Here is a 19,544-nt window from a genome sequence, read left to right as displayed (position 1 = left end):
CGTTGCGTCGTCGCTGGGACTCGTGTGGCGTGCAAATGCCGTCATAGGCTTTCGCCGTGGCGCAGGCAGAGATACGACGATGTGGTCCGGTCTCGATCTGACCGGCAGGGAGACTTGGCAAGATAAGCCTGTCTTGTTGTTGCCGTAATCTCAGCCTGCCCGCGCGGCAGCGGCATTGTCAATGGCAAAGCTGCGCGCCACGTCAATTAGGCGATGGAACTCCGGTGACCCCTGCACGTTCGGGCCGCGTCTGGCGCTTGAATTCGAGCCCGATATGGACGAGCAGCGCCGTGACAACCACCGCGCCACCGACAATGGTGCGCCCCGACGGCACCTCGGAATGGACAAGCCAGACCCATATGGGCCCCAGGATCGGCTCGAACGTGCCGAGCAGTGCTGCTATTGCCGCGGGTATCAGCCGAGCGCCGGTGGCGAAGAAGGCGAGACCGAGGCCCAGATTGACCACGCCGAAGACAAAGAGAAAGCCCATGTCACTGGTCGATACAATGAATGTCGAGGTCTGAGATGCGGCAAAGCTTGCCGCAAGCATGGTGCCAAGGCAGGTTGCCGGCGTCATGCGGACACCGGCAAACCGCCGGGTAATGACGGTGGCGATCGAGAACATCACCGCGATCAACAGCGCCAGCCCGTCACCTATCGGCGAGACGGCGCCATCAAGCGATTCCGACACCATGATGGCGACGCCGGCGATGACGGCAGCGATCGCCAGCCAGGTCGCGACACCAACCCTTTCACGAAACAACGCCCAGGCGAACAGCGCCGCCAGCAACGGCACGCCGGCCTGCATCAACAGGATATTGGCCACGGTGGTGTAGGCAAGTGCCACGACAAAGGCGGTCGATGCCGTGGCGAAGCAGACGCCGACGGCAAGGCCGGGCAGACCCATGTCGCGGAACATTTTCGACATGCCGCGCCAGCCGTCGCGCCAGATCATGAAGCAGATCAGGAAAGCCGCTGCCCAGACAGAGCGCCAGAAAACAACCGTCCAGCTATCGCCGACAGTGATGAAGCGGGCGATGGTGCCGCCGAAACTCCACATCAGTGCCGACAGGAACACCAAAAGCATGCCGACGCGTTCGTCGCGCCGCGAGACGGTCGATGAAGCAAGGATCGGCGATGATGCAGTGTCGGTCATGGGCGCGACTGTCGGGCTTTTGTGGACGGGACGATGCGCAAGGGACGACGAAAAGATGGCCTGTTCGCGTAACGCAAAGATGCGCGCTGAGGCTGAGCCAGTTCGATTTGCCGTTTGGGGCACTGAGAAGCCGTCTTGGTCTCAGCCGGACGGCGAACCAGACCGTCGCAACAGAGTCTATGAGGTACTCTTGTTGCCGCGGATGAAGCGCCAGAGCCCGGCCAAAGGAACCAGCAGGATCAGACCGAACTTCTTCAACGCAACCAGAGCCACGATCAAAAAGCCTGCCTTCGCCGCCAACTTGCCGGCAATCAGCCCACCAACGCCTACCGCTGCAACCGTATCGACGCCTGGCACGAAATCGGCGTATGTCTTGCCGGCGCCGAAGTCCGCCAAATCTAGAACCTCATCCAGGCTCTGTTTTATTTCCGGCAATTGCTTCACGGTGGCGATGTAGCTCATCACAAAAACGCCTTCCCTGCCGAGAAAGCGGACGTCATAGTTGAGCGTGTGGACCGCGTCGCTGCCAAATTCCAATTCCTTGGCCCAGTGAAGCCGCTTGTTGACCGCATCATAGACAGGCGGTGAGGCCCAACCGACCAGCGTAACGGGCTGAAAGCCGTCCTTTACTCGCTGGTCATTGGCCGACGAGGTGTCCGCCTGCATGCTGCGCAGCAATTCGTCGTAGTCGATGGAGTTGGCGTCGCTATCGTCGACATATCCTATCTTCTCCCAGCGCAACTCTATCCCCCAATTGTTGTCGGCAATGGGATCGTTTGCCGCGGGAAAGATCATGCCGAGCGCATCGGCACCGGAGCCGGGCGGATTGCCCCAAGCTTCGGTCAGGACGGCTGCCGTGTCCTTCTTGTTCAGGAAGTAGAACTTGTCCTTGAGGTCAAGATGCACGCCCTCGGCGAGGTCTATCGCGCCGGTTTTCGGATCGATCTTGTCCAGGAATGCCTTGCCGGCGTCGTTGTACTGTTGGTAAGACTTGAAGAAGGCCGACGACTTTTCCGCTGCGGCAGGGCCAACCGAAAAGGCGAACGCCAAACTCAACCAGAAAACTGTCTTGCCCATCAATGATCCCCCGACCCATATGCAGCTTGCGTTTTGATATCCTGCCGGCAATGTTCGAGCAATATTGTAACTGTTACATCACGATCGACAGCTAGCATCTTTCACAAATACACACATTTCGTTGTATTGTTCTGCGACCAACAGTCATGACTTACTGGAAATCGAAAGCGCTCAGGCCCGTTACCATCTCGTCGAGGCCGAGCGGACGCGTCACCGGCGGCTCGGCGCGCGCCAGGCAGCCGACGCGCTCGCAAAGCCGGCAGGCGGGTCCGACCGGTGTCGCCGCGACGCGGCCGGCCTTTGCGGCGATTGCCGCACCGGGCAGCGCCGCGCCATAGACGATGTCGTCGCGAAAGCCGATGTCGCAACCGAGCAGCAGCGCGGTGCGGCGCGGGCGCTCCGAGAAGGCGCCTTGCGGTCCTTCAAGCGTGCGAGCAATGCACAGGAACTCGGCGCCGTCGGGCATTTCCACCGCCTCCACGAAGATCTGGCCGGGCTGGGTGAAAGCGACATGCACGGGCAGTTTGGGGCAGGCGCCGCCGAAGCGGCTTTGCGGAAAGCCCTGGCTCCCGGCCTTGCGGAAGCGGTTGCCGGCATTGTCGACCTCCAGCATAAAAAACGGCACACCCGAGGCACCCTGCCGCTGCAGCGTGGTCAACCGGTTCGCCGCCTGTTCGAAGGAGACACCGAAGCGCGAACGCAGGACATCGATATCATAACGGGCACGCACGGCAGCCGTGTGAAAGGCCTGGTAGGGCATCATCAAGGCATGCGCCGAATAACGGCCAAGTTCGAAGCGGGCGAGCCGGCGGGCCTCGTCGGTGGCCAGCTTGAGCGCCTGGATCTCGCCGGCGACCGCGACCGTCATGCGGATCAGACAGGCCTCCATCGCGACTTCGCGTAATTGGTCGAACGGCGACAGCCGCTCGGACAGGAACAGGCGCTGCGAGTGGCGGTCATAACGGCGACGCCAGTTCGGCATGGTGGCGACTGGCAGCACCTTGACCACGATGCCGTATTCGCGCTTCAGCCAAGCCTTCAGCGCGCCGAACAGATCGTCGCCGGGATCAAGCACCGAGGTGAACGCCGCGGCCTCCTCCTCGAGGGCTGCGAAATGGTTCGGCCGGCGCTCGAAAATCTCGTGCACCTCGTCGATCGGCAGGCGGGCACCGGAAACTGCGGTCGTCCGGCCCTCGCGCGCCAAAAGCTCGTTGAGGTCGGACAGGCGCTCGGCCTGTTCGCGATAGGCGCGAAACAGCTTTATCACCGCCGCGGACGCGTTGGGCGCCGCCTCGGCAAGTTCTATCAGCTCCTGATCGCCCGGCAGCTCGCCGACCAGCAGAGGATCGGTGAACACCTCCTTCAAAGCGGCGACTGACCCCCTTGCCTCGCCCTGCAACTCATGCGGATCGATCTTGTAGACGGACGCCAGCTTGAGGATCAGCTGCACGGTTAGCGGCCGCTGGTTGCGCTCAATCAGGTTGAGATAGGACGGGGAAATGCCAAGCCCCTCGGCCATCGCCGTCTGGGTCAGGCCCTTGGCGTTGCGGATGCGGCGGATGCGCGGCCCGGCAAATATCTTCTGGTCAGCCATCGACTGTCCTTGACAGGAATTTACACAAGGTTCGCGACAATCTCGATGCGCCGCTCTTTACAATCATGACAAATTTACAGCGTGCGCCTGTCAAACGCAACACAGGTTTTCCCTTATATTTCGCCGATTTTCTTGATTCTGCTGGCTCATCTCGCGCCGCAATGTAAATTCAGTCACACCCCGCGCTCGATGATCGATGCCCGGACACGGATGCAGTAATCCTTCGGAGTGACCAATGACTGATTTTTACAACCTCGTCCCATCGGCGCCGGAAGGTCGCTTCGACGGTATCGAACGGCCTTACTCCGCGGAAGACGTGAAGCGGCTGCGCGGCTCGGTGCAGATCCGCCAGAGCCTTGCCGAAATGGGCGCCAACCGGCTGTGGAAGCTCATCCACGAGGAGAACTTCGTCAATGCGCTCGGCGCCATGTCCGGCAACCAGGCGATGCAGCAGGTGCGCGCCGGGCTGAAGGCGATCTATCTGTCGGGCTGGCAGGTCGCCGCCGACGCCAACACCGCATCTGCGATGTATCCGGACCAGTCGCTCTATCCGGCCAATGCGGCGCCCGAGCTGGTCAAGCGCATCAACCGCACGCTGCAGCGCGCCGACCAGATCGAGACGTCCGAGGGCAACGGGCTTTCGGTCGAGACCTGGTTCGCGCCGATCGTCGCCGACGCGGAAGCCGGATTCGGCGGACCGCTCAACGCCTTCGAGATCATGAAGGCATTCATCGAGGCGGGCGCCGCTGGCGTCCACTATGAGGACCAGCTGGCGTCGGAAAAGAAGTGCGGCCATCTCGGTGGCAAGGTGCTGATCCCGACTGCGGCGCATATCCGCAATCTCAACGCAGCGCGCCTGGCAGCGGACGTGATGGGCACGCCGACCCTGGTCGTCGCGCGCACCGACGCGGAAGCCGCCAAGCTGCTCACCTCCGACATCGACGAGCGCGACCAGCCTTTCGTCGACTACGGCGCTGGGCGCACGGTGGAAGGCTTCTATCACGTCAGCAACGGCATCGAGCCCTGCATTGCGCGGGCCATCGCCTATGCGCCTTACGCGGATCTGATCTGGTGCGAGACCTCGAAGCCTGACCTGGCGCAGGCCAGGAAATTCGCCGAGGGCGTGCGCAAGCACCACCCCGACAAGCTGCTCGCCTACAATTGCTCGCCATCGTTCAACTGGAAGAAGAACCTCGACGACGCGACGATCGCCAGGTTCCAGAAGGAACTCGGCGCCATGGGCTACAAGTTCCAGTTCATCACGCTCGCCGGCTTTCACCAGCTCAACTACGGCATGTTCGAACTGGCTCGCGGCTACAAGGCACGGCAAATGGCGGCCTATTCCGAGTTGCAGGAAGCGGAGTTCGCGGCCGAGGCCAATGGCTACACCGCGACCAAGCACCAGCGCGAGGTCGGCACCGGCTATTTCGATGCCGTGTCGATGGCGATCACCGGCGGCCGGTCGTCGACCACCGCCATGCACGAGTCCACCGAGCACGCGCAGTTCAAACCGGCAGCGGAATAGCGAGCTGCAAAGTACAGAGGAAACGCCCAGCAGGGCTTGGGACACAAGGAGAAGACCAATGGCATCGATAAGCCGTGTCAAGGAACGCGCCGAGGAACAGTCCACGACGATGAGCGTCGACCAGCAAGCGACGATCCGCATGCTGGCCAACGATCTGCACCGCCTCAACCAATCGGTGATGAAGGCGGTCGAGGCGGGCGTCTCGGTGGAGCTCGTGCGCTCGGCACGCCATCACGGCGGCGACGGCAACTGGGGCGACCTGCTGATCCCGGTGATCGTCACGCAACAAAGCCACGGCTGATCGCAATCCGTGCAACCGCCCTTTCACCTGCGCGGTCGCCGTGCAGGTGAATTTTCTTTCATGACATCCCGGTGGACAGTCCAGTACAGTAGAGTTGCTTGAAATTCACTGCTCCCAGGCATGATCTCGGGGTCTTTTATTTCAACTTGACATAAGCCACGATCTCACGCCAATTGCACCCCAGATTCAACTCTGCATTGAAATAGGGGCGAGCTTCTTGGCCGACTTGTGTGCCCATTGAATCACGAAGGCGAGACTCCAAGACATCTGAATCGGGCGCCGCGCGACGCTAGCTCCGAGGCGATCCGCGATCCGTCGCAGGTGCTTGTCGTCGGCAAATCGCCCATCAATCGCGTGGTGATCTCGAAGATCGTCGAGCGATCCGGGCTCAAGCCAATCTCGGAATCTCCCGACACGGCAGCGAGGATCTTACGGTCCCTCATTCCCGGCGCAGTCGTTCTAGACGGCGGTGCCGACAACAAGGACTGCGACGACCTGATGTCCAGCATCGGCGCGTTGCGGCGGGCCTCGGGCAAATCGCTGCCACCGGTGATCCTGCTTTCGACAAAGAATGGCTCTCCGGAGAGCCTGAGCCTGTCTGATATCATCGATGTCGTGGTCGCCAAGCCGATCACGCCCGAACGGCTGCAGCCGGTGATCGACCGCCTGGTTGGCCGCTAGATTGCAGAAAGAGTTTGTAGGCGGTTTCCCCGCCCGTAAACGGAAAACAATGGCCGACTACTGCGATCAGCCCGCGTTCACGATGCTTTCAACCAGCCCGGGCAGTTGGCCGAGATCGGATATCTGGCGGAATCTCGATTCGGCCACCGGAGCCTCGACATGCTCCAGCACCCAGGTCAGTTCATGCGGCACATGGACACCCCAACCGCCGGCCTCGATGGCCGGCACCACGTCCGACTTCAGCGAATTGCCGACCATCATGCTTTTTGCCGGACCATCGCCATGCCGGCTGAAGATCCTGTCATAGGTGGCGGCATTCTTGTCGCTGACGATCTCGATCGCGTCGAACAATTCGCCCAGACCTGACCCGGCCAGCTTGCGCTCCTGATCGAAAAGGTCGCCCTTGGTGATCAGCACAAGGCGGAACGCGCCGGCAAGCTTTTCGACAGTCTCGCGCGCATGGGGCAAGACCTCGATCGGATGGCTCAGCATCTCGCGGCCGGTATCGAGAATCTCCGATATGACCGCCGCCGGCACGTGGCCCTGTGTAACCTCGATCGCTGTTTCGATCATCGACAGGGTAAATCCCTTGATACCGAAGCCATAGACGGCAAGGTTGCGCCTTTCGGCTTCCAGCAATCGCGCGGAGATGTGCCCCGCTTCGCCATGGTCGGCCAACATGGCGGCAAAGCGCTTCTCCGTCAGGCGGAAGAACTGCTCGTTCTGCCAGAGTGTGTCGTCGGCGTCGAAGCCGATCGTCGTCAGTTTGTCGTCGTGCCGCATGCAATTTCTCGATTAAGATTGGGGTCTCGATTGGGATCGGGATTGCGGAAACTAAGCCGATTGGCGCGATTTTCAACAGCGTCAGCCAATGCCCGGCGCGGCTCCCCTTCCCTTCCATTGGAGGGCACGGCTATACTCCACAATCCGCAACCCAATCTGGTGAATGATGCCGCCTGCAAAAAAGGAAGTCCGTCCGTCGAGCCGCGGAGGACGTGCCCGCACGCCTGCCTTCGTGAAAAACCAACGGGGCGTGAAGAACTGGAAGGAAGTCAGCGCCTGGCTGGAATGGCGCGGCATCGAAGACATCGAGTGCATCACGCCTGATCAGGCAGGCGTCGCCCGCGGCAAGATGATGCCATCGAAGAAATTCACCTCCAACACATCGCTGGCCCTGCCATCGGCGGTCTTCATGACGACGATTTCCGGCGGCTATCCCGAGGACGGCAACGGCTTCCATTACCCGGAAGACGACGGCGACCTCAAACTGATGCCGGACCTGTCGACGCTGACGGTGGTGCCCTGGGAAGAAGACCCGACGGCCGCGGTCATCTGCGATCTGGTCCATCAAGATGGCCGCTCGGTCGAGTTCACGCCACGCAATGTGTTGAAGCGCGTGGTTGCCGCCTATGACAAGCTCGGCCTGAGGCCGGTAGTGGCGCCTGAGATCGAATTCTATCTGGTGCGCAAGAATCCCGATCCGGATTATCCGCTGACACCGCCGGTCGGCCGTTCGGGACGTGCGATCGGCGGCGGCGCCGGCTATTCGATCGCCGGCGTCAACGAATTCGACGAACTGATCGACGACATCTACCATTTCTCCGAAAGCCAGGGCCTGGAGATCGATACGCTGATCCATGAAGAAGGTGCCGGCCAGCTTGAGATCAATTTGCGCCACGGAGACCCGATCGAACTGGCCGACCAGGTGTTCATGTTCAAGCGCACCATTCGCGAGGCGGCGCTGAAGCACGAGATCTATGCCACCTTCATGGCCAAGCCCATCCAAGGGCAGCCTGGCTCCGCCATGCATATCCATCAATCGATCATCGACAAGAAGACCGGACAGAACATCTTCTCGGCTGCCGACGGTTCGGAAACCGACGCCTTCTTCCATTTCATCGGTGGTATGCAGAAGCATGTGCCGAACGCGCTGGTGATGTTCGCGCCCTATGTTAATTCCTACCGGCGATTGACACAGGCGGCGTCGGCGCCGGTCAATAACAAATGGGGCTATGACAATCGCACCACGGCGTTTCGTGTGCCACGCTCGGATCCGGCGGCGCGGCGCGTCGAAAACCGCATCCCGTCCTCCGACGCCAACCCCTATCTGGCTTTGGCGGCATCGCTTGCCTGCGGGCTGATCGGCATCACCAGGAAGATCAAGGCCGAACCTCCCGTCCTGACGACCGCCAATGCCGACGAGATCGACCTGCCACGTGGCCTGCTCGAAGCCGTCGACCTGTTCGAGGGCGATAAGGAGCTCTGCGCTCATCTGGGCAAGTCCTTCGCCGCGACCTATGCGGCGATCAAGCGCGCGGAATTCGAGACGTTCATGGAAGTGATCAGCCCGTGGGAACGGGAGTATTTGTTGCTCAATGTTTAGCGAATAGCGAATAGCGAATAGCGAATAGCGAATAGCGAATAGAAATGATGAGACGGGCGATACAGTCTCGATTAACCCTCACTTTTCAATTCTTCCCTATTTGCTACTCGCTATTCGCTATTCGCTTCCCCTTCCAAATCTCCGAGTCTTCACCGCATCATGCCTTACCAATCCCCGATCTCCCCCGGCCGCTCCTGGTACGAAGACACAGCCGGACCGCGGCCTGAATACCCCGTGCTCGATGGCGACCGTACCTGCGATGTCGTCATCATCGGCGGCGGCTTTACCGGCCTGTCGGCGGCGGTGCATCTGGCCAAGGGAGGGACGAATGTCGTTTTGATCGAGGCGTACCGTTTCGGCGATGGCGCTTCCGGGCGCAATGGCGGGCAGCTCGGCACCGGCCAGCGTTCCTGGGCAGAGGAACTGGAGGCCGAGTATGGTTTTTCGCGCGCCAAGGCCCTGTTCGATCTCGCCGAAGAGGCGAAGAAGCATCTCCTCGAATTCGCTGCTGCCAACCGGATCGACATCGACTATCTGCCGGGCCAGCTCTCGGTGGCGCACAAGCCGCGCTACGTCGACGACTACAAGGCACATGCCGAGATCATGGCGAGCCGTTTTTCCTACCCGCATATCTCGTTCATGGATGCCAGGGAGACGGCGGAGCGGCTGGGATCGACAGCCTACTTTGGCGGGACGCGCGACACCGGCACTGGACACATCCACCCGATGAAACTGGTGATCGGGACGGCGCGGGTGGCAGCGCTTGCCGGCGCGCAGCTGTTCGAGGGGACGCCATCGACCCGCATCATTTCCAGTGGCGGCAAGGTCAAGGTTTCGACGCCGAGAGGCACGGTGACGGCGCAGAAATGCCTGATCGCGGTCAACGCCCACGGCGGCACGCTCGAGCCGGTGAGTGCAGCGCACATCATGCCGATCGGTTCATTCATCGGCGCAACCGTGCCTTTGGGAGCAGACTCGAACGTGTTGCCGGGCGGCGAGTCCGTCGATGATTCCCGCTTCGTCGTGCGCTATTTCCGCAGATCGAAAGACGGGCGGCTGCTGTTTGGCGGACGCGAGATTTACGGCGTCAACGATCCGAAGGATATTCACATCCACATCCGTCGCCAGATCGCGGAACTCTATCCGGCGCTCAGGGACGTCGAGATCACACATGGCTGGGGCGGCTATGTCGGCATCACAGTGCCGAGAATGCCTTTCGTGCGCGAAGTGATGCCCAATGTGATTTCGGCCGGCGGCTATTCCGGCCACGGCGTCATGCTGTCGAACTTCTTCGGCAAGCTCTATGCCGAATCCGTTGCCGGCAACCGCGACCGGCTGAAGCTGATCGAGGATCTGAAAATCCCGCCCTTCCCCGGCGGACGGCGCTTCCGTACGCCGCTGCTGTTCCTGGCGCTCAACTGGTTTGCTCTGCGGGACAGGATTTAGGGTTGTTCCCACTTTTCGGGATTGCGTTTCGGGCTGGACAGGATCGCGCTGAATTCATGTAATATTACTGTAATATTTGTTGCCGTAGCCGCACATTGCGGAATCCCCGTCAAAGGTGCAGAATCAGGTGGGAAGGCGTAGTGATGCCACAATCGCCGGCAAAAGATGCCGGTTGTGGGTGACTGATGGGGAATTTTGCGGGCTTGCCCGCTTTGGTTTCTTGGGACCGATGCAGATCTTTCGCCAGGTTCTTGGCATTCGATCGAAAGAACATTGGCCCACTTATGGAGGTGGCAAGAGTGAAAGAGCCCTTCAGTTTCGGTACGCCGGAACGTCGGCGCTTTGCCATGCAGTTCGGATACGATATGCGGCCGTCGTTCTGGCAGGAAGTCCGTTCGAACTCGCATCTGGTGATCGCCGCGATCGGCACCGCCGCACTGCTTGGCGTCGCCGCCGTGGCGCTATGGCTGGCATTGCCGGCCAGCGACAGGCAAGCGTCAGCAAGCCCTGAGCAGACAATTCCAGCCATTCCGGTGAAGACGACGAAAATAGCCCCGGTGGGGGCTGCAGTCGCCGCGACAGCCGTACCGCAGGCGCGCAAGCCCGACGCGGTTTCACCGACCGTGGCAGCAGCGGAAGCCATCCCCGCACTCAAGGCCAATGATCCGCGCTGGACTGGTCCGCAGCCGAAGGTCGCCTCCGATTCGACTGCTCCCAGCCAGATGGCGAACCAGGCTGAACAGGCGCCGGACAAACTGGCGGCGGCGTTCGCGCAGCCGGGAGCCGATACCGATGCCACCGCAGAACTTGCCAAGGTTGCCGCGCCTCCAGCGGCGGCGAGCAGCCATCCCGATGGCGCACAAACCGCCGCTATCCCCGCGGTGCAGCCGCAGGTGCCGCCACAGCAGCCAACGGCCGCTGACGACGGCAGCCAGACCAAGGCGAAGCCCGGGAAGGTCGCAGCCGCCGGAACAGGGCGTATCCTGAGACCCGTGACCATGCGGAGCGGCCCGAAGAAAAATGCCGCCGCCATCGCCACGGTGCCGGCCAGAACCTCGGTTCAGGTCATGAGCTGCAAGCAATGGTGCCAGATCATCTATAACGGCAAGACCGGCTGGGTCTACAAGACCTACATCAAGACCGGCGCCTGACTCCCACTGCTCGGCGTGGGCATGTTGGCGACAGACGCCAGGCTATCAGATGCAGCGGCCGCCATCGACCTCCAGCGCCACACCGGTGATGAAGGCGGCTTCGTCGGAGGCCAGCCAGAGTGCGGCATTGGCGATGTCGAGCGGCGTCGAAAGCCGGCCGAGCGGGATCGATGCGCGGAACTTCTCGCGGATTTCGGGTGTGTCGGCGCCCATGAATTTCTCCAGCATGCCGGTCTCGCCAGCAACCGGGCAGAGGCAGTTGACGCGGATGTTCTTCGGCGCCAGTTCCACCGCCATCGACTTGGTGGCGGAGATCGCCCAGCCTTTCGACGCATTGTACCAGGTGAGGCCGGGCCTCGGCCGCAGACCCGCGGTGGAGGCCGTGGTCAAAATGACGCCGCCGCCTTGCCGCTCCATGATCGGCACCACGGCAAGCGCTGCGTGATAGATCGCCTTCATGTTGACTGATGTGATCAGATCGAAGGTTTCCTCGTCGACATTGAGCATGTCGCCGTTGCGATGGGTGTAGCCGGCATTGTTGACCATAATGTCGATGCGGCCGAAGGCGCTCTTCGTGGCATACACCATCTCGTCGAATTCGGAGCGCAGCGAAACATCGGTCTGGGTCCAGATCGCCGCGTCACCGATCTCGCCGGCGACACGCTCCGCACCCTTGGCATTGAGATCGGCGACAACCACCCTGGCGCCCTCCTCGGCAAAGCGCCTGGCGATGCCCTCGCCAAAGCCCGATGCAGCACCGGTGATGACGGCAACCTTGTTTTCCAGACGCATGTTTTTCCCGCTCATGTTTGGTGACGATCGACCTTCACGCCGATCATACACATCCACGCAGTGCCGCGGCTGCCGAACTGGTTAGCTAAAAGATGTGCGGCCATCGCCGATTTCTCCTTTGGCTTTCGCCTCGATCCCGCTCTATGCTGCAACTGCGAAGGGCTTCCGGAGCCGCGCCTGTCGACAAGCCTCCAGGTCATTGGACTGTCAAGGGGCAGGCGCATACACCCAGATGTGACACCATGGCACTGGAAAATTTAAATCGATTAGATTATATCAGCCGCGTACTTGCGACCGGCGTCAGAGCGGATAGACCATGACCAGCCAGATCATCCCCGTCGACCCTTTCGACTTCATCATTTTCGGCGGCACCGGCGATCTGTCGGAGCGCAAGCTTTTGCCGTCGCTCTACTATCGCCAGCGCGACCATCAGTTCTCGGAGCCGACGCGCATCATCGGCACATCACGATCGAAAATGAGCGATGAGGAATTCCAGGCCTTCGCCAAGCAGGCGATCTCCGAGCACGTCAAACCGGCCGATATCGACGCCACGGAATTGAAGACCTTTCTGGCGCGGCTATCCTATGTCTCGGCCGATGCAACGACCGGCGCCGGCTTCGACAAATTGACAAAGGCGATCGGCGACAGCGACCGCATCCGTGCCTTCTACCTGGCGGTGGCGCCGGCGTTGTTCGGCGATATTTCGCACAAGCTGAAGGAGCACAATCTGATCACGCCGAACTCCCGCATCGTGCTGGAGAAGCCGATCGGCCGCGACCTTGCGTCGGCGCGAGCGCTCAACGATCTGGTCGGCGACAATTTCCACGAAAACCAGATCTTCCGCATCGACCACTATCTCGGCAAGGAGACGGTGCAGAACCTGATGGCGCTGCGCTTTGCCAACGCGCTCTATGAGCCGCTGTGGAATTCCGCCCATATCGACCATGTGCAGATCACGGTCGCCGAGACAGTGGGGTTGGAAGACCGCGTCACCTATTACGACAAGGCCGGCGCACTGCGCGACATGGTGCAGAACCATATGCTGCAGCTGCTGTGCCTGGTCGCCATGGAAGCGCCGTCTTCGATGGACGCCGACGCGGTGCGTGACGAGAAGCTGAAGGTGCTGCGGGCGCTGAAGCGCATCAACGGCAACGAGGCGCCGAAGCACACCGTGCGTGGCCAATACCGCGCCGGCGCCTCGGCCAGCGGAGCTGTAAAAGGCTATGTCGAGGAGCTTTCCCACGACAGCAACACCGAAACCTTCGTCGCCATCAAGGCCGAGATCGGCACCTGGCGCTGGGCGGGCGTTCCGTTCTACTTCAGGACCGGCAAGCGGCTGGCGACCCGGGTTTCGGAAATCGTCATCGAATTCAAGCCGATCCCGCATTCGATCTTCGGTGACAGCGCCGGTCCGATCTTCGCCAACCAACTGGTCATCCGGTTGCAGCCGGACGAAGGCGTCAAGCAGTTCATCATGATCAAGGATCCGGGTCCGGGCGGCATGCGGCTGCGCCAGATCTCGCTCGATATGAGCTTCGCGCAATCCTTCGATGGCCGCGCGCCGGATGCCTATGAGCGGCTGATCATGGACGTCATCCGTGGCAACCAGACCCTGTTCATGCGCCGCGACGAAGTCGAGGCTGCGTGGAAGTGGATCGACCCGATCCAGAACGCCTGGGAAAGCGCCAGACAAGAGGCGCAGGGCTATACGGCAGGCACCTGGGGACCCTCGGCCTCCATCGCACTGATCGAACGTGACGGGCGGACATGGCACGAGAGCAATTGAACAGCGCCGCCTACAGCTGGAACGGCTTCGCCGGGCGTCAGGAATTGGCGGCCGCCCTTGCCGGTCATGTCGCCGGCCGCCTGACCAAGGCAATCGCCGAGCGCGGCACGGGGCTGCTCGCCGTCTCCGGAGGCACCACGCCGGCAAAGTTCTTCGCCGCTCTTTCGGCGATACCGATCGCCTGGGACAAGGTGATCGTGACGCTGGTCGACGAGCGCTTCGTGCCGGCCTCCTCGCCACGTTCCAACGCCGGGCTGGTGGCCGCAAATCTCTTGCAGAACGCAGCCAAGGCGGCACGTTTCGTGCCTCTCTATCACGATGTCACCGACATCGAGGACGCGGCGGTGTCCGACAACGCAGCACTGCAGTCGCTGCCCTGGCCGCTCGATGTCGTCGTGCTCGGCATGGGGCCGGACGGCCACACCGCCTCGTTCTTTCCCGATGCTGACGACCTGGAAAAATTGCTCGATCCGTCCTGCGACAGGATCGTGCTGCCGGTTCATGCGTTGAGTGCGGGAGAGCCGCGGCTGACGTTGTCGCTGGCGCGCATTGTCGATGCCGGCTTCATTGCGCTGCACATCGAAGGCGAGGACAAGCGCACCGCCTTCGACAGCGCGGTGGCATCTGGACCGCGAAAGCCAATCCGCGCCGTACTCGACACTGCACAGAAGCCCGTAGAGGTTTTCTGGGCTCCCTGATTTGAACTTGCTGAGGGTCCCGGCGGATAGCCGGTTTGTGTTCCGGGACCTCGCCTGAAAGGACCGACACCATGACCGTCAGACGCGACATCGAAGCCATCACCGAACGCATCCGCGAGCGTTCAAAGCCAGGCCGCGAGCGCTATCTCAGCCGCATCGCCGAGGCGTCGAGCCACACCGCCAACCGGGCCGTGCTGTCGTGCGGCAATCTCGCCCACGGCTTTGCGGTGTGCAGCCCCTCGGAAAAGCAGGCGCTGGGCGCCGACAAGGTGCCGAATCTTGGCATCATCACCTCCTACAACGACATGCTGTCGGCGCATCAGCCGTTCGAGACCTTTCCGGCGCTGATCAAGGATGCGGCGCGCGAGGCCGGCGGCATCGCCCAGGTCGCCGGCGGCGTGCCGGCGATGTGCGATGGCGTCACCCAAGGCCAGCCCGGCATGGAGCTATCGCTGTTTTCGCGTGACGTGATCGCCATGGCCGCAGCGATCGGCCTGTCGCACAACATGTTCGACGCCGCCGTCTATCTCGGCGTCTGCGACAAGATCGTGCCTGGCCTGGTGATCGCCGCACTGACCTTCGGCCATCTGCCGGCGGTGTTCATTCCCGCAGGACCGATGACCACTGGCCTGCCGAACGATGAAAAGGCCAAGGTCCGCCAGCTCTATGCCGAGGGCAAGGCCGGACGCGCCGAACTGCTGGAGGCCGAGTCCAAGTCCTACCATGGGCCGGGCACCTGCACCTTCTACGGCACGGCAAATTCCAACCAAATGCTGATGGAGATCATGGGCCTGCACACGCCGGGCGCTTCCTTCGTCAATCCCGGCACGCCGTTGCGTGACGCCCTGACCCGCGAGGCGACGAAGCGGGCGCTGGCGATCACCGCGCTCGGAAATGCCTATACGCCGGCCGGCCGGATGATCGACGAGCGGTCGATCGTCAACGGCGTGGTCGGCCTGCACGCCACTGGCGGCTCGACCAATCACACCATCCACCTGATCGCCATGGCGGCGGCGGCCGGCATTGCCATCACCTGGCAGGATATTTCCGACCTTTCGGAAGCGGTGCCCCTGCTGGCGCGGGTCTATCCCAACGGTCTCGCCGACGTGAACCATTTCCACGCCGCCGGCGGGCTCGGCTTCCTGATCCGCGAACTGCTCGACGAAGGCATCCTGCACGAGGATGTGCAGACGGTGTGGGGCGAAGGCTTGCGGCCCTACGCGGTCGAGGCAAAGCTCGGCGCCGACGGCAGCGTGGTGCGCGAAGCCTCGCCGCGCAAAAGCGGCGACGAGAAAGTGCTGGCGCCGTTCAGCAAGGCTTTCCAAGCGACCGGCGGCCTCAAGGTGCTCTCGGGCAATCTCGGCCACGCCGTCATCAAGACTTCCGCGGTGAAGCCGGAACGGCGCATCATCGAGGCCCCAGCCAAGGTTTTCGACAGCCAGCAAGGGTTGAACGAGGCGTTCAAGGCGGGCACGCTGACCGGCGATTTCATCGCCGTCGTCCGCTTCCAGGGACCGAAGGCCAACGGAATGCCGGAACTGCACAAGCTGACCACCGTGCTCGGTATCCTGCAGGATCGCGGCCAGCGCGTGGCGCTGGTCACCGACGGGCGCATGTCGGGCGCCTCCGGCAAGGTGCCGGCCGCGATCCATGTGACGCCGGAAGCAGTCGAGGACGGGCCGATCGCCAGGATCCACGAAGGCGACATCATCCGGCTCGACGCCGAGGCCGGGACGCTTGAGGTGCTGGTGCCGGCCGGCGACTTCGCCTTGCGCCGGACGGCCGATGCCGACCTCATCGGCAACGAGTTCGGGTTCGGCCGGGAGCTGTTTGCTGGCTTCCGCCAATTGGTCGGCCGCGCCGACCATGGCGCCAGCGCCTTCGGCACGGCGTGATGGAATCACCGTTCTGTCCATGAAAAGGGCGGCTCTTTGCCGCCCTTTTTGCTACCGGTCAAAAGGCGGTCACGGCGTAACGGTAATTTCGCTCCGTTCGCCGGCCTTCACCGTCACCGGCATTTCCTTGTCGTGGCCTGCATCGGACATGTGGCGGACGACCACATAGTCGCCGGCCGGAACGGTCTGCTGCCAGGTATCGCCATAGTTCAGGCCAAGCGCCTTGCGCTTACCCTCTATGTCCTTTTTCGGTGACAGTATCTCGATCGAATAGGCACCCGAGGCCGCTATCGCCAGGACGCCGGCATCGAGCGGCACCTTGATGTCCATGATATCACCGACCTTGACGCTGAACGGCTGCTCGACGACCGCCAGGTCAAGCGTGGTGACCGCCACATAGTCGTCCGGCGGCAGCCAGAACTTGCTGTCGGGTCCATACGAATGCTCGACACTGTCGCGCGTGCCGTCGATTTTCTTCTTCGCCTTGACGATCTCGAAGCCGAGGCCGGAACTGTCGGCCTTGTCACCGCCGGCGACATAGAAAGCGTTGAGCACGATATGGCCGACGCCGACGATGACGTCCTTCTCGATCTTCTGCCCGGCGGCGAGCTGGATGGTTTCGGTGACGCTGCCGGAGCCTATCTGGACCGTGACCTTCTGTTCGCCCGCCGGCACGATGATTTTGGTGTCGCCATAGTGGGTGGTGCTGCCGCCCGGATAGGCGAAATTGAGGCTGGCCGCGTCACTGATGTCGGCGCCCTGGCTCGGTCGCGGATGAATGAGCATGGTGCCCGCGTTCAAGGTGAACAGCGGCTTGTAGACCTGGCCCGCCTCGATCTTGAATTTCTGCTCCACCTTGGCTTCGTCGTCGCGCGCCACGACGATGTAGTCGCCCGGCTCGAGATTGCCGTTGTAGGTGCCATATTCGGTGGTGACGGAATCGCCCCGCGAGCCGTCGGCGCTTGCCTTGTAGATCTCCCAGGCGTTGCCGTCGGTGATCGGCTCGCCACCTTCGGCCATCACCACTGTCGGCTGAAAATTGAACTCCGGTTTCGCCGGCTCCGGTGCGGGCGCAGGCGCCGGAGCGGGAGCCGGTTCTTGAGCGGGTGCCGCCACGGTCTCGACAAGGGCTTCCTGGAGCGCCTTCTCGTCGGAGGCCTGGATGTATTTGCCGCCGGTGTTGTCGGCGAGGCAGGCGATCTGCTTGCCTTCGTCGGCGGTGAGGCCGAAGCCAACGACATCGGCTGTGAAGTCGACGCCGGATGCCTCAAGCTCCTTGCCGAGCGCGCAGGGGTCGCCACCGCATGTTTCGAGACCGTCGGTGATGAGCACGACGGTCGCCTTGTCCTCGGTATATTTCAACGCCTCGGCTGCTTGCTTGACCGCAGAGGTCAGGGGCGTCTTGCCGAGGAATTTCAAGCTGTCGGCGGCCGCCGAAATGGCACTGGCCGAACCTGCCTGTGGCGGCACGATCAACTGGATGTCGTCGCAGCTGCCCTTTTCGCGATGGCCATAGGCCATGAAGCCGATTTCGTCGTCGACGGGGACCGATTGAAGCACCGTTCGTAGCGACTCGCGGGCGATTTCGAGCTTGGGCTTGCCGTCGATCTGCGCCCACATCGAGCCGGAGGCGTCGAGGATAACGATGACCTTGTTTGCGGCGAAGCCGAACGTCGTCATCGACAAAAGGAGGATCGCCGCAGCGACGCCCCGTGCAAGTCCCGCCATCGAAATCTCCTCAATCCGCCCCTGATCCGGGCGGCAAGCTATTTGACGCGGCGCCGGGACACAAGTCGGTGCCGGTGCGTAGGGCTCCGAACTCAGCTTAACAAAGACCTGACGACATCCAGTTCGGCGGTGTCGGCAGTGCCGGTAGTTTTTCACGATAGGAATTTTTTCTTGACTCAGTGCCCTCAGCTATGGTACATATTCGCCCATGGTGCTGATTTGCGCCGGTGACCCGCCGCTCAGGCGGGTTTTTCGTTTGATGCTCCGCCGGCCCGGTGCCGGGGCCGAATACCGAACTTTTCAACGGAAGCGAAAAACCGCTCAGTAGGTCGTGCGGCGCTCTTCCGAGGGCGGCCTGCCGAATTGCAGCCGGTAGCTCTGGGCGAAATAGGAATGCGAGGTGAAGCCGGTCGCGATCGCCACGTCGAGGATCGGCATGTTGGTCTGACGCAGCAGTTCGCGCGCCCGCTCCAGTCGCAACCGCATGTAGTAGCGGCCGGGCGTGACGCTGAGATGGCGTAGGAACAGGCGCTCGACCTGGCGCACCGACAGGCCGGCGGACTTGGCCAGTTGCACGGCCGACAGCGGTTCGTCGAGGTGGTCTGCCATCAGTTCGACGATGCGCCTGAGCTTCTCCGACTTGCCGGTCAGGTCGCGTTCCGGACCGACGCGCTGGCGGTCGCCGGCCGAGCGGATGCGTTCGTGCTGGAACTGGTTGGCGACGCCATTGGCCAAGTTCGAACCGAAATCGCCGCGCACGATCTCCAGCATCAGGTCGATCGAGGTGGTGCCGCCGGCGCAGGTGTAGCGCTTGCGATCGATCTCGAAGACATTGCCCGTGCAGTTGATGTCGGGGAAGCGTTCGACGAAGCCGGCGCGGTTCTCCCAATGGATGGTGCAGCGATAGCCTTCGAGCTGGCCGGCTTCGGCCAGCAGATAGGAGCCGACCGACAAGGCACCAAGTGCATTGCCGCGCCGACCCCAGCTGCGCAGTGCCGCCAGCACCTTGCTCTTGCCGGGAAATTCCGTCGTCAGGCCGACCGAGACGAAGAGGATGTCTACCGGCGGCAGGTCGGCGACGGCATAGTCGATCTTGAGCGGCAGGCCATTGGAGGCCATCACCGGATCGCCATCGGCCGACACCGTGGTCCAGCCGTAGAAGTCGCGGCCGAGCAACCGGTTCGCCGACCGGAACGTATCGATCGCCGCGGCCAGCGAGAACATGGAGAACTTGTCGACCAGCAGGAAAGCGAACTGCCGACCGCCCTGAACGGGATCAGTCATGACCGGCCGTTCCGGGGGAATGGTGGAGTTCGGCAAAGCTGCGGCTT

16 protein-coding genes are annotated in these 19,544 nt (G+C 62.2%); 9 read left to right on the top strand and 7 right to left on the bottom strand.

Annotated features, from left to right (window positions below):
• Positions 1 to 202 precede the first annotated feature (202 nt).
• The 3 genes from NKJ01_RS24385 to NKJ01_RS24375 all read right to left on the bottom strand — a co-directional run bounded on the left by NKJ01_RS24385 (position 203) and on the right by NKJ01_RS24375 (position 3,827).
• A complete protein-coding gene (locus NKJ01_RS24385) occupies positions 203 to 1,156 on the bottom strand; it encodes a DMT family transporter (RefSeq protein ID WP_352731681.1) in 954 nt (317 codons plus the stop codon).
• 177 nt (positions 1,157 to 1,333) lie between these two features.
• Entirely contained in the window at positions 1,334 to 2,233 is a 900-nt protein-coding gene (locus NKJ01_RS24380; RefSeq protein ID WP_023758365.1) for a DUF2167 domain-containing protein, read from the bottom strand.
• A gap of 151 nt (positions 2,234 to 2,384) precedes the next feature.
• Entirely contained in the window at positions 2,385 to 3,827 is a 1,443-nt protein-coding gene (locus tag NKJ01_RS24375; RefSeq protein ID WP_352602376.1) for a helix-turn-helix domain-containing protein, read from the bottom strand.
• Between the two features lie 235 nt (positions 3,828 to 4,062).
• Between NKJ01_RS24375 and aceA the strand changes: the two genes are divergently transcribed.
• The 3 genes from aceA to NKJ01_RS24360 all read left to right on the top strand — a co-directional run bounded on the left by aceA (position 4,063) and on the right by NKJ01_RS24360 (position 6,334).
• Positions 4,063 to 5,352 carry an isocitrate lyase gene (aceA, locus tag NKJ01_RS24370; protein WP_352731678.1) on the top strand — a complete coding sequence of 430 codons (1,290 nt, stop codon included), beginning with the start codon at positions 4,063 to 4,065 and terminating at the stop codon, positions 5,350 to 5,352.
• Between the two features lie 58 nt (positions 5,353 to 5,410).
• Positions 5,411 to 5,653 carry an SMc00767 family acetate metabolism repressor gene (locus tag NKJ01_RS24365; protein ID WP_006202762.1) on the top strand — a complete coding sequence of 81 codons (243 nt, stop codon included), beginning with the start codon at positions 5,411 to 5,413 and terminating at the stop codon, positions 5,651 to 5,653.
• 228 nt (positions 5,654 to 5,881) lie between these two features.
• Positions 5,882 to 6,334, top strand: a complete 453-nt coding sequence (locus NKJ01_RS24360) for an ANTAR domain-containing protein (RefSeq protein WP_023758368.1) — start codon at positions 5,882 to 5,884, stop codon at positions 6,332 to 6,334.
• Between the two features lie 66 nt (positions 6,335 to 6,400).
• On the opposite strand, the gene NKJ01_RS24355 is transcribed toward NKJ01_RS24360, so the two are convergent.
• A complete protein-coding gene (locus NKJ01_RS24355) occupies positions 6,401 to 7,117 on the bottom strand; it encodes an HAD family hydrolase (RefSeq protein WP_023758369.1) in 717 nt (238 codons plus the stop codon).
• A 163-nt stretch (positions 7,118 to 7,280) separates the two neighbouring features.
• Between NKJ01_RS24355 and NKJ01_RS24350 the strand changes: the two genes are divergently transcribed.
• From NKJ01_RS24350 to NKJ01_RS24340, 3 genes are all read left to right on the top strand, one after another.
• Positions 7,281 to 8,717 (top strand): glutamine synthetase family protein, encoded by a 1,437-nt coding sequence (locus NKJ01_RS24350; RefSeq protein WP_023758370.1) that lies wholly within the window; start codon positions 7,281 to 7,283, stop codon positions 8,715 to 8,717.
• Between the two features lie 159 nt (positions 8,718 to 8,876).
• Complete coding sequence (locus tag NKJ01_RS24345; RefSeq protein WP_352731675.1) at positions 8,877 to 10,163, top strand: NAD(P)/FAD-dependent oxidoreductase; 1,287 nt, start codon at positions 8,877 to 8,879, stop codon at positions 10,161 to 10,163.
• Between the two features lie 299 nt (positions 10,164 to 10,462).
• Positions 10,463 to 11,314 carry an SH3 domain-containing protein gene (locus NKJ01_RS24340; protein ID WP_352731672.1) on the top strand — a complete coding sequence of 284 codons (852 nt, stop codon included), beginning with the start codon at positions 10,463 to 10,465 and terminating at the stop codon, positions 11,312 to 11,314.
• Between the two features lie 45 nt (positions 11,315 to 11,359).
• On the opposite strand, the gene NKJ01_RS24335 is transcribed toward NKJ01_RS24340, so the two are convergent.
• Entirely contained in the window at positions 11,360 to 12,106 is a 747-nt protein-coding gene (locus NKJ01_RS24335) for an SDR family oxidoreductase (RefSeq protein ID WP_352731670.1), read from the bottom strand.
• A 316-nt stretch (positions 12,107 to 12,422) separates the two neighbouring features.
• Between NKJ01_RS24335 and zwf the strand changes: the two genes are divergently transcribed.
• From zwf to edd, 3 genes are all read left to right on the top strand, one after another.
• Positions 12,423 to 13,892, top strand: a complete 1,470-nt coding sequence (zwf, locus tag NKJ01_RS24330) for a glucose-6-phosphate dehydrogenase (protein ID WP_352731668.1) — start codon at positions 12,423 to 12,425, stop codon at positions 13,890 to 13,892.
• A complete protein-coding gene (gene pgl / locus NKJ01_RS24325) occupies positions 13,874 to 14,590 on the top strand; it encodes a 6-phosphogluconolactonase (protein WP_352731665.1) in 717 nt (238 codons plus the stop codon). The genes zwf and pgl overlap by 19 nt, the downstream gene beginning before the upstream one ends.
• Positions 14,591 to 14,661: 71 nt before the next feature.
• A complete protein-coding gene (edd, locus tag NKJ01_RS24320; protein ID WP_352731663.1) occupies positions 14,662 to 16,485 on the top strand; it encodes a phosphogluconate dehydratase in 1,824 nt (607 codons plus the stop codon).
• A 69-nt stretch (positions 16,486 to 16,554) separates the two neighbouring features.
• On the opposite strand, the gene NKJ01_RS24315 is transcribed toward edd, so the two are convergent.
• The gene (locus tag NKJ01_RS24315; RefSeq protein ID WP_352731660.1) at positions 16,555 to 18,213 is read right to left on the bottom strand and encodes a vWA domain-containing protein; all 1,659 of its coding nucleotides are present in this window, start codon (positions 18,211 to 18,213) and stop codon (positions 16,555 to 16,557) included.
• Positions 18,214 to 18,534: 321 nt separating this feature from the next.
• Positions 18,535 to 19,497 (bottom strand): GlxA family transcriptional regulator, encoded by a 963-nt coding sequence (locus NKJ01_RS24310; RefSeq protein ID WP_013530232.1) that lies wholly within the window; start codon positions 19,495 to 19,497, stop codon positions 18,535 to 18,537.
• Between the last annotated feature and the right edge of the window lie 47 nt (positions 19,498 to 19,544).

Source organism: Mesorhizobium sp. M0276, from assembly GCF_040321755.1.
Lineage (GTDB): Bacteria > Pseudomonadota > Alphaproteobacteria > Rhizobiales > Rhizobiaceae > Mesorhizobium.
Note: the sequence above shows the minus strand (reverse complement) of the source record. Positions and strands in the feature narration are given on the sequence as shown.

Excerpts from the sequence above, each read along its gene's own strand:
- NKJ01_RS24385 (WP_352731681.1), bottom strand. The coding sequence starts at position 1,156 with ATGACCGACACTGCATCATCGCCGATCCTTGCTTCATCGACCGTCTCG.
- NKJ01_RS24380 (WP_023758365.1), bottom strand. The coding sequence starts at position 2,233 with ATGGGCAAGACAGTTTTCTGGTTGAGTTTGGCGTTCGCCTTTTCGGTT.
- NKJ01_RS24375 (WP_352602376.1), bottom strand. The coding sequence starts at position 3,827 with ATGGCTGACCAGAAGATATTTGCCGGGCCGCGCATCCGCCGCATCCGC.
- aceA (WP_352731678.1), top strand. The coding sequence starts at position 4,063 with ATGACTGATTTTTACAACCTCGTCCCATCGGCGCCGGAAGGTCGCTTC.
- NKJ01_RS24365 (WP_006202762.1), top strand. The coding sequence starts at position 5,411 with ATGGCATCGATAAGCCGTGTCAAGGAACGCGCCGAGGAACAGTCCACG.
- NKJ01_RS24355 (WP_023758369.1), bottom strand. The coding sequence starts at position 7,117 with ATGCGGCACGACGACAAACTGACGACGATCGGCTTCGACGCCGACGAC.
- NKJ01_RS24350 (WP_023758370.1), top strand. The coding sequence starts at position 7,281 with ATGATGCCGCCTGCAAAAAAGGAAGTCCGTCCGTCGAGCCGCGGAGGA.
- NKJ01_RS24345 (WP_352731675.1), top strand. The coding sequence starts at position 8,877 with ATGCCTTACCAATCCCCGATCTCCCCCGGCCGCTCCTGGTACGAAGAC.
- NKJ01_RS24335 (WP_352731670.1), bottom strand. The coding sequence starts at position 12,106 with ATGCGTCTGGAAAACAAGGTTGCCGTCATCACCGGTGCTGCATCGGGC.
- zwf (WP_352731668.1), top strand. The coding sequence starts at position 12,423 with ATGACCAGCCAGATCATCCCCGTCGACCCTTTCGACTTCATCATTTTC.
- pgl (WP_352731665.1), top strand. The coding sequence starts at position 13,874 with ATGGCACGAGAGCAATTGAACAGCGCCGCCTACAGCTGGAACGGCTTC.
- edd (WP_352731663.1), top strand. The coding sequence starts at position 14,662 with ATGACCGTCAGACGCGACATCGAAGCCATCACCGAACGCATCCGCGAG.
- NKJ01_RS24315 (WP_352731660.1), bottom strand. The coding sequence starts at position 18,213 with ATGGCGGGACTTGCACGGGGCGTCGCTGCGGCGATCCTCCTTTTGTCG.
- NKJ01_RS24310 (WP_013530232.1), bottom strand. The coding sequence starts at position 19,497 with ATGACTGATCCCGTTCAGGGCGGTCGGCAGTTCGCTTTCCTGCTGGTC.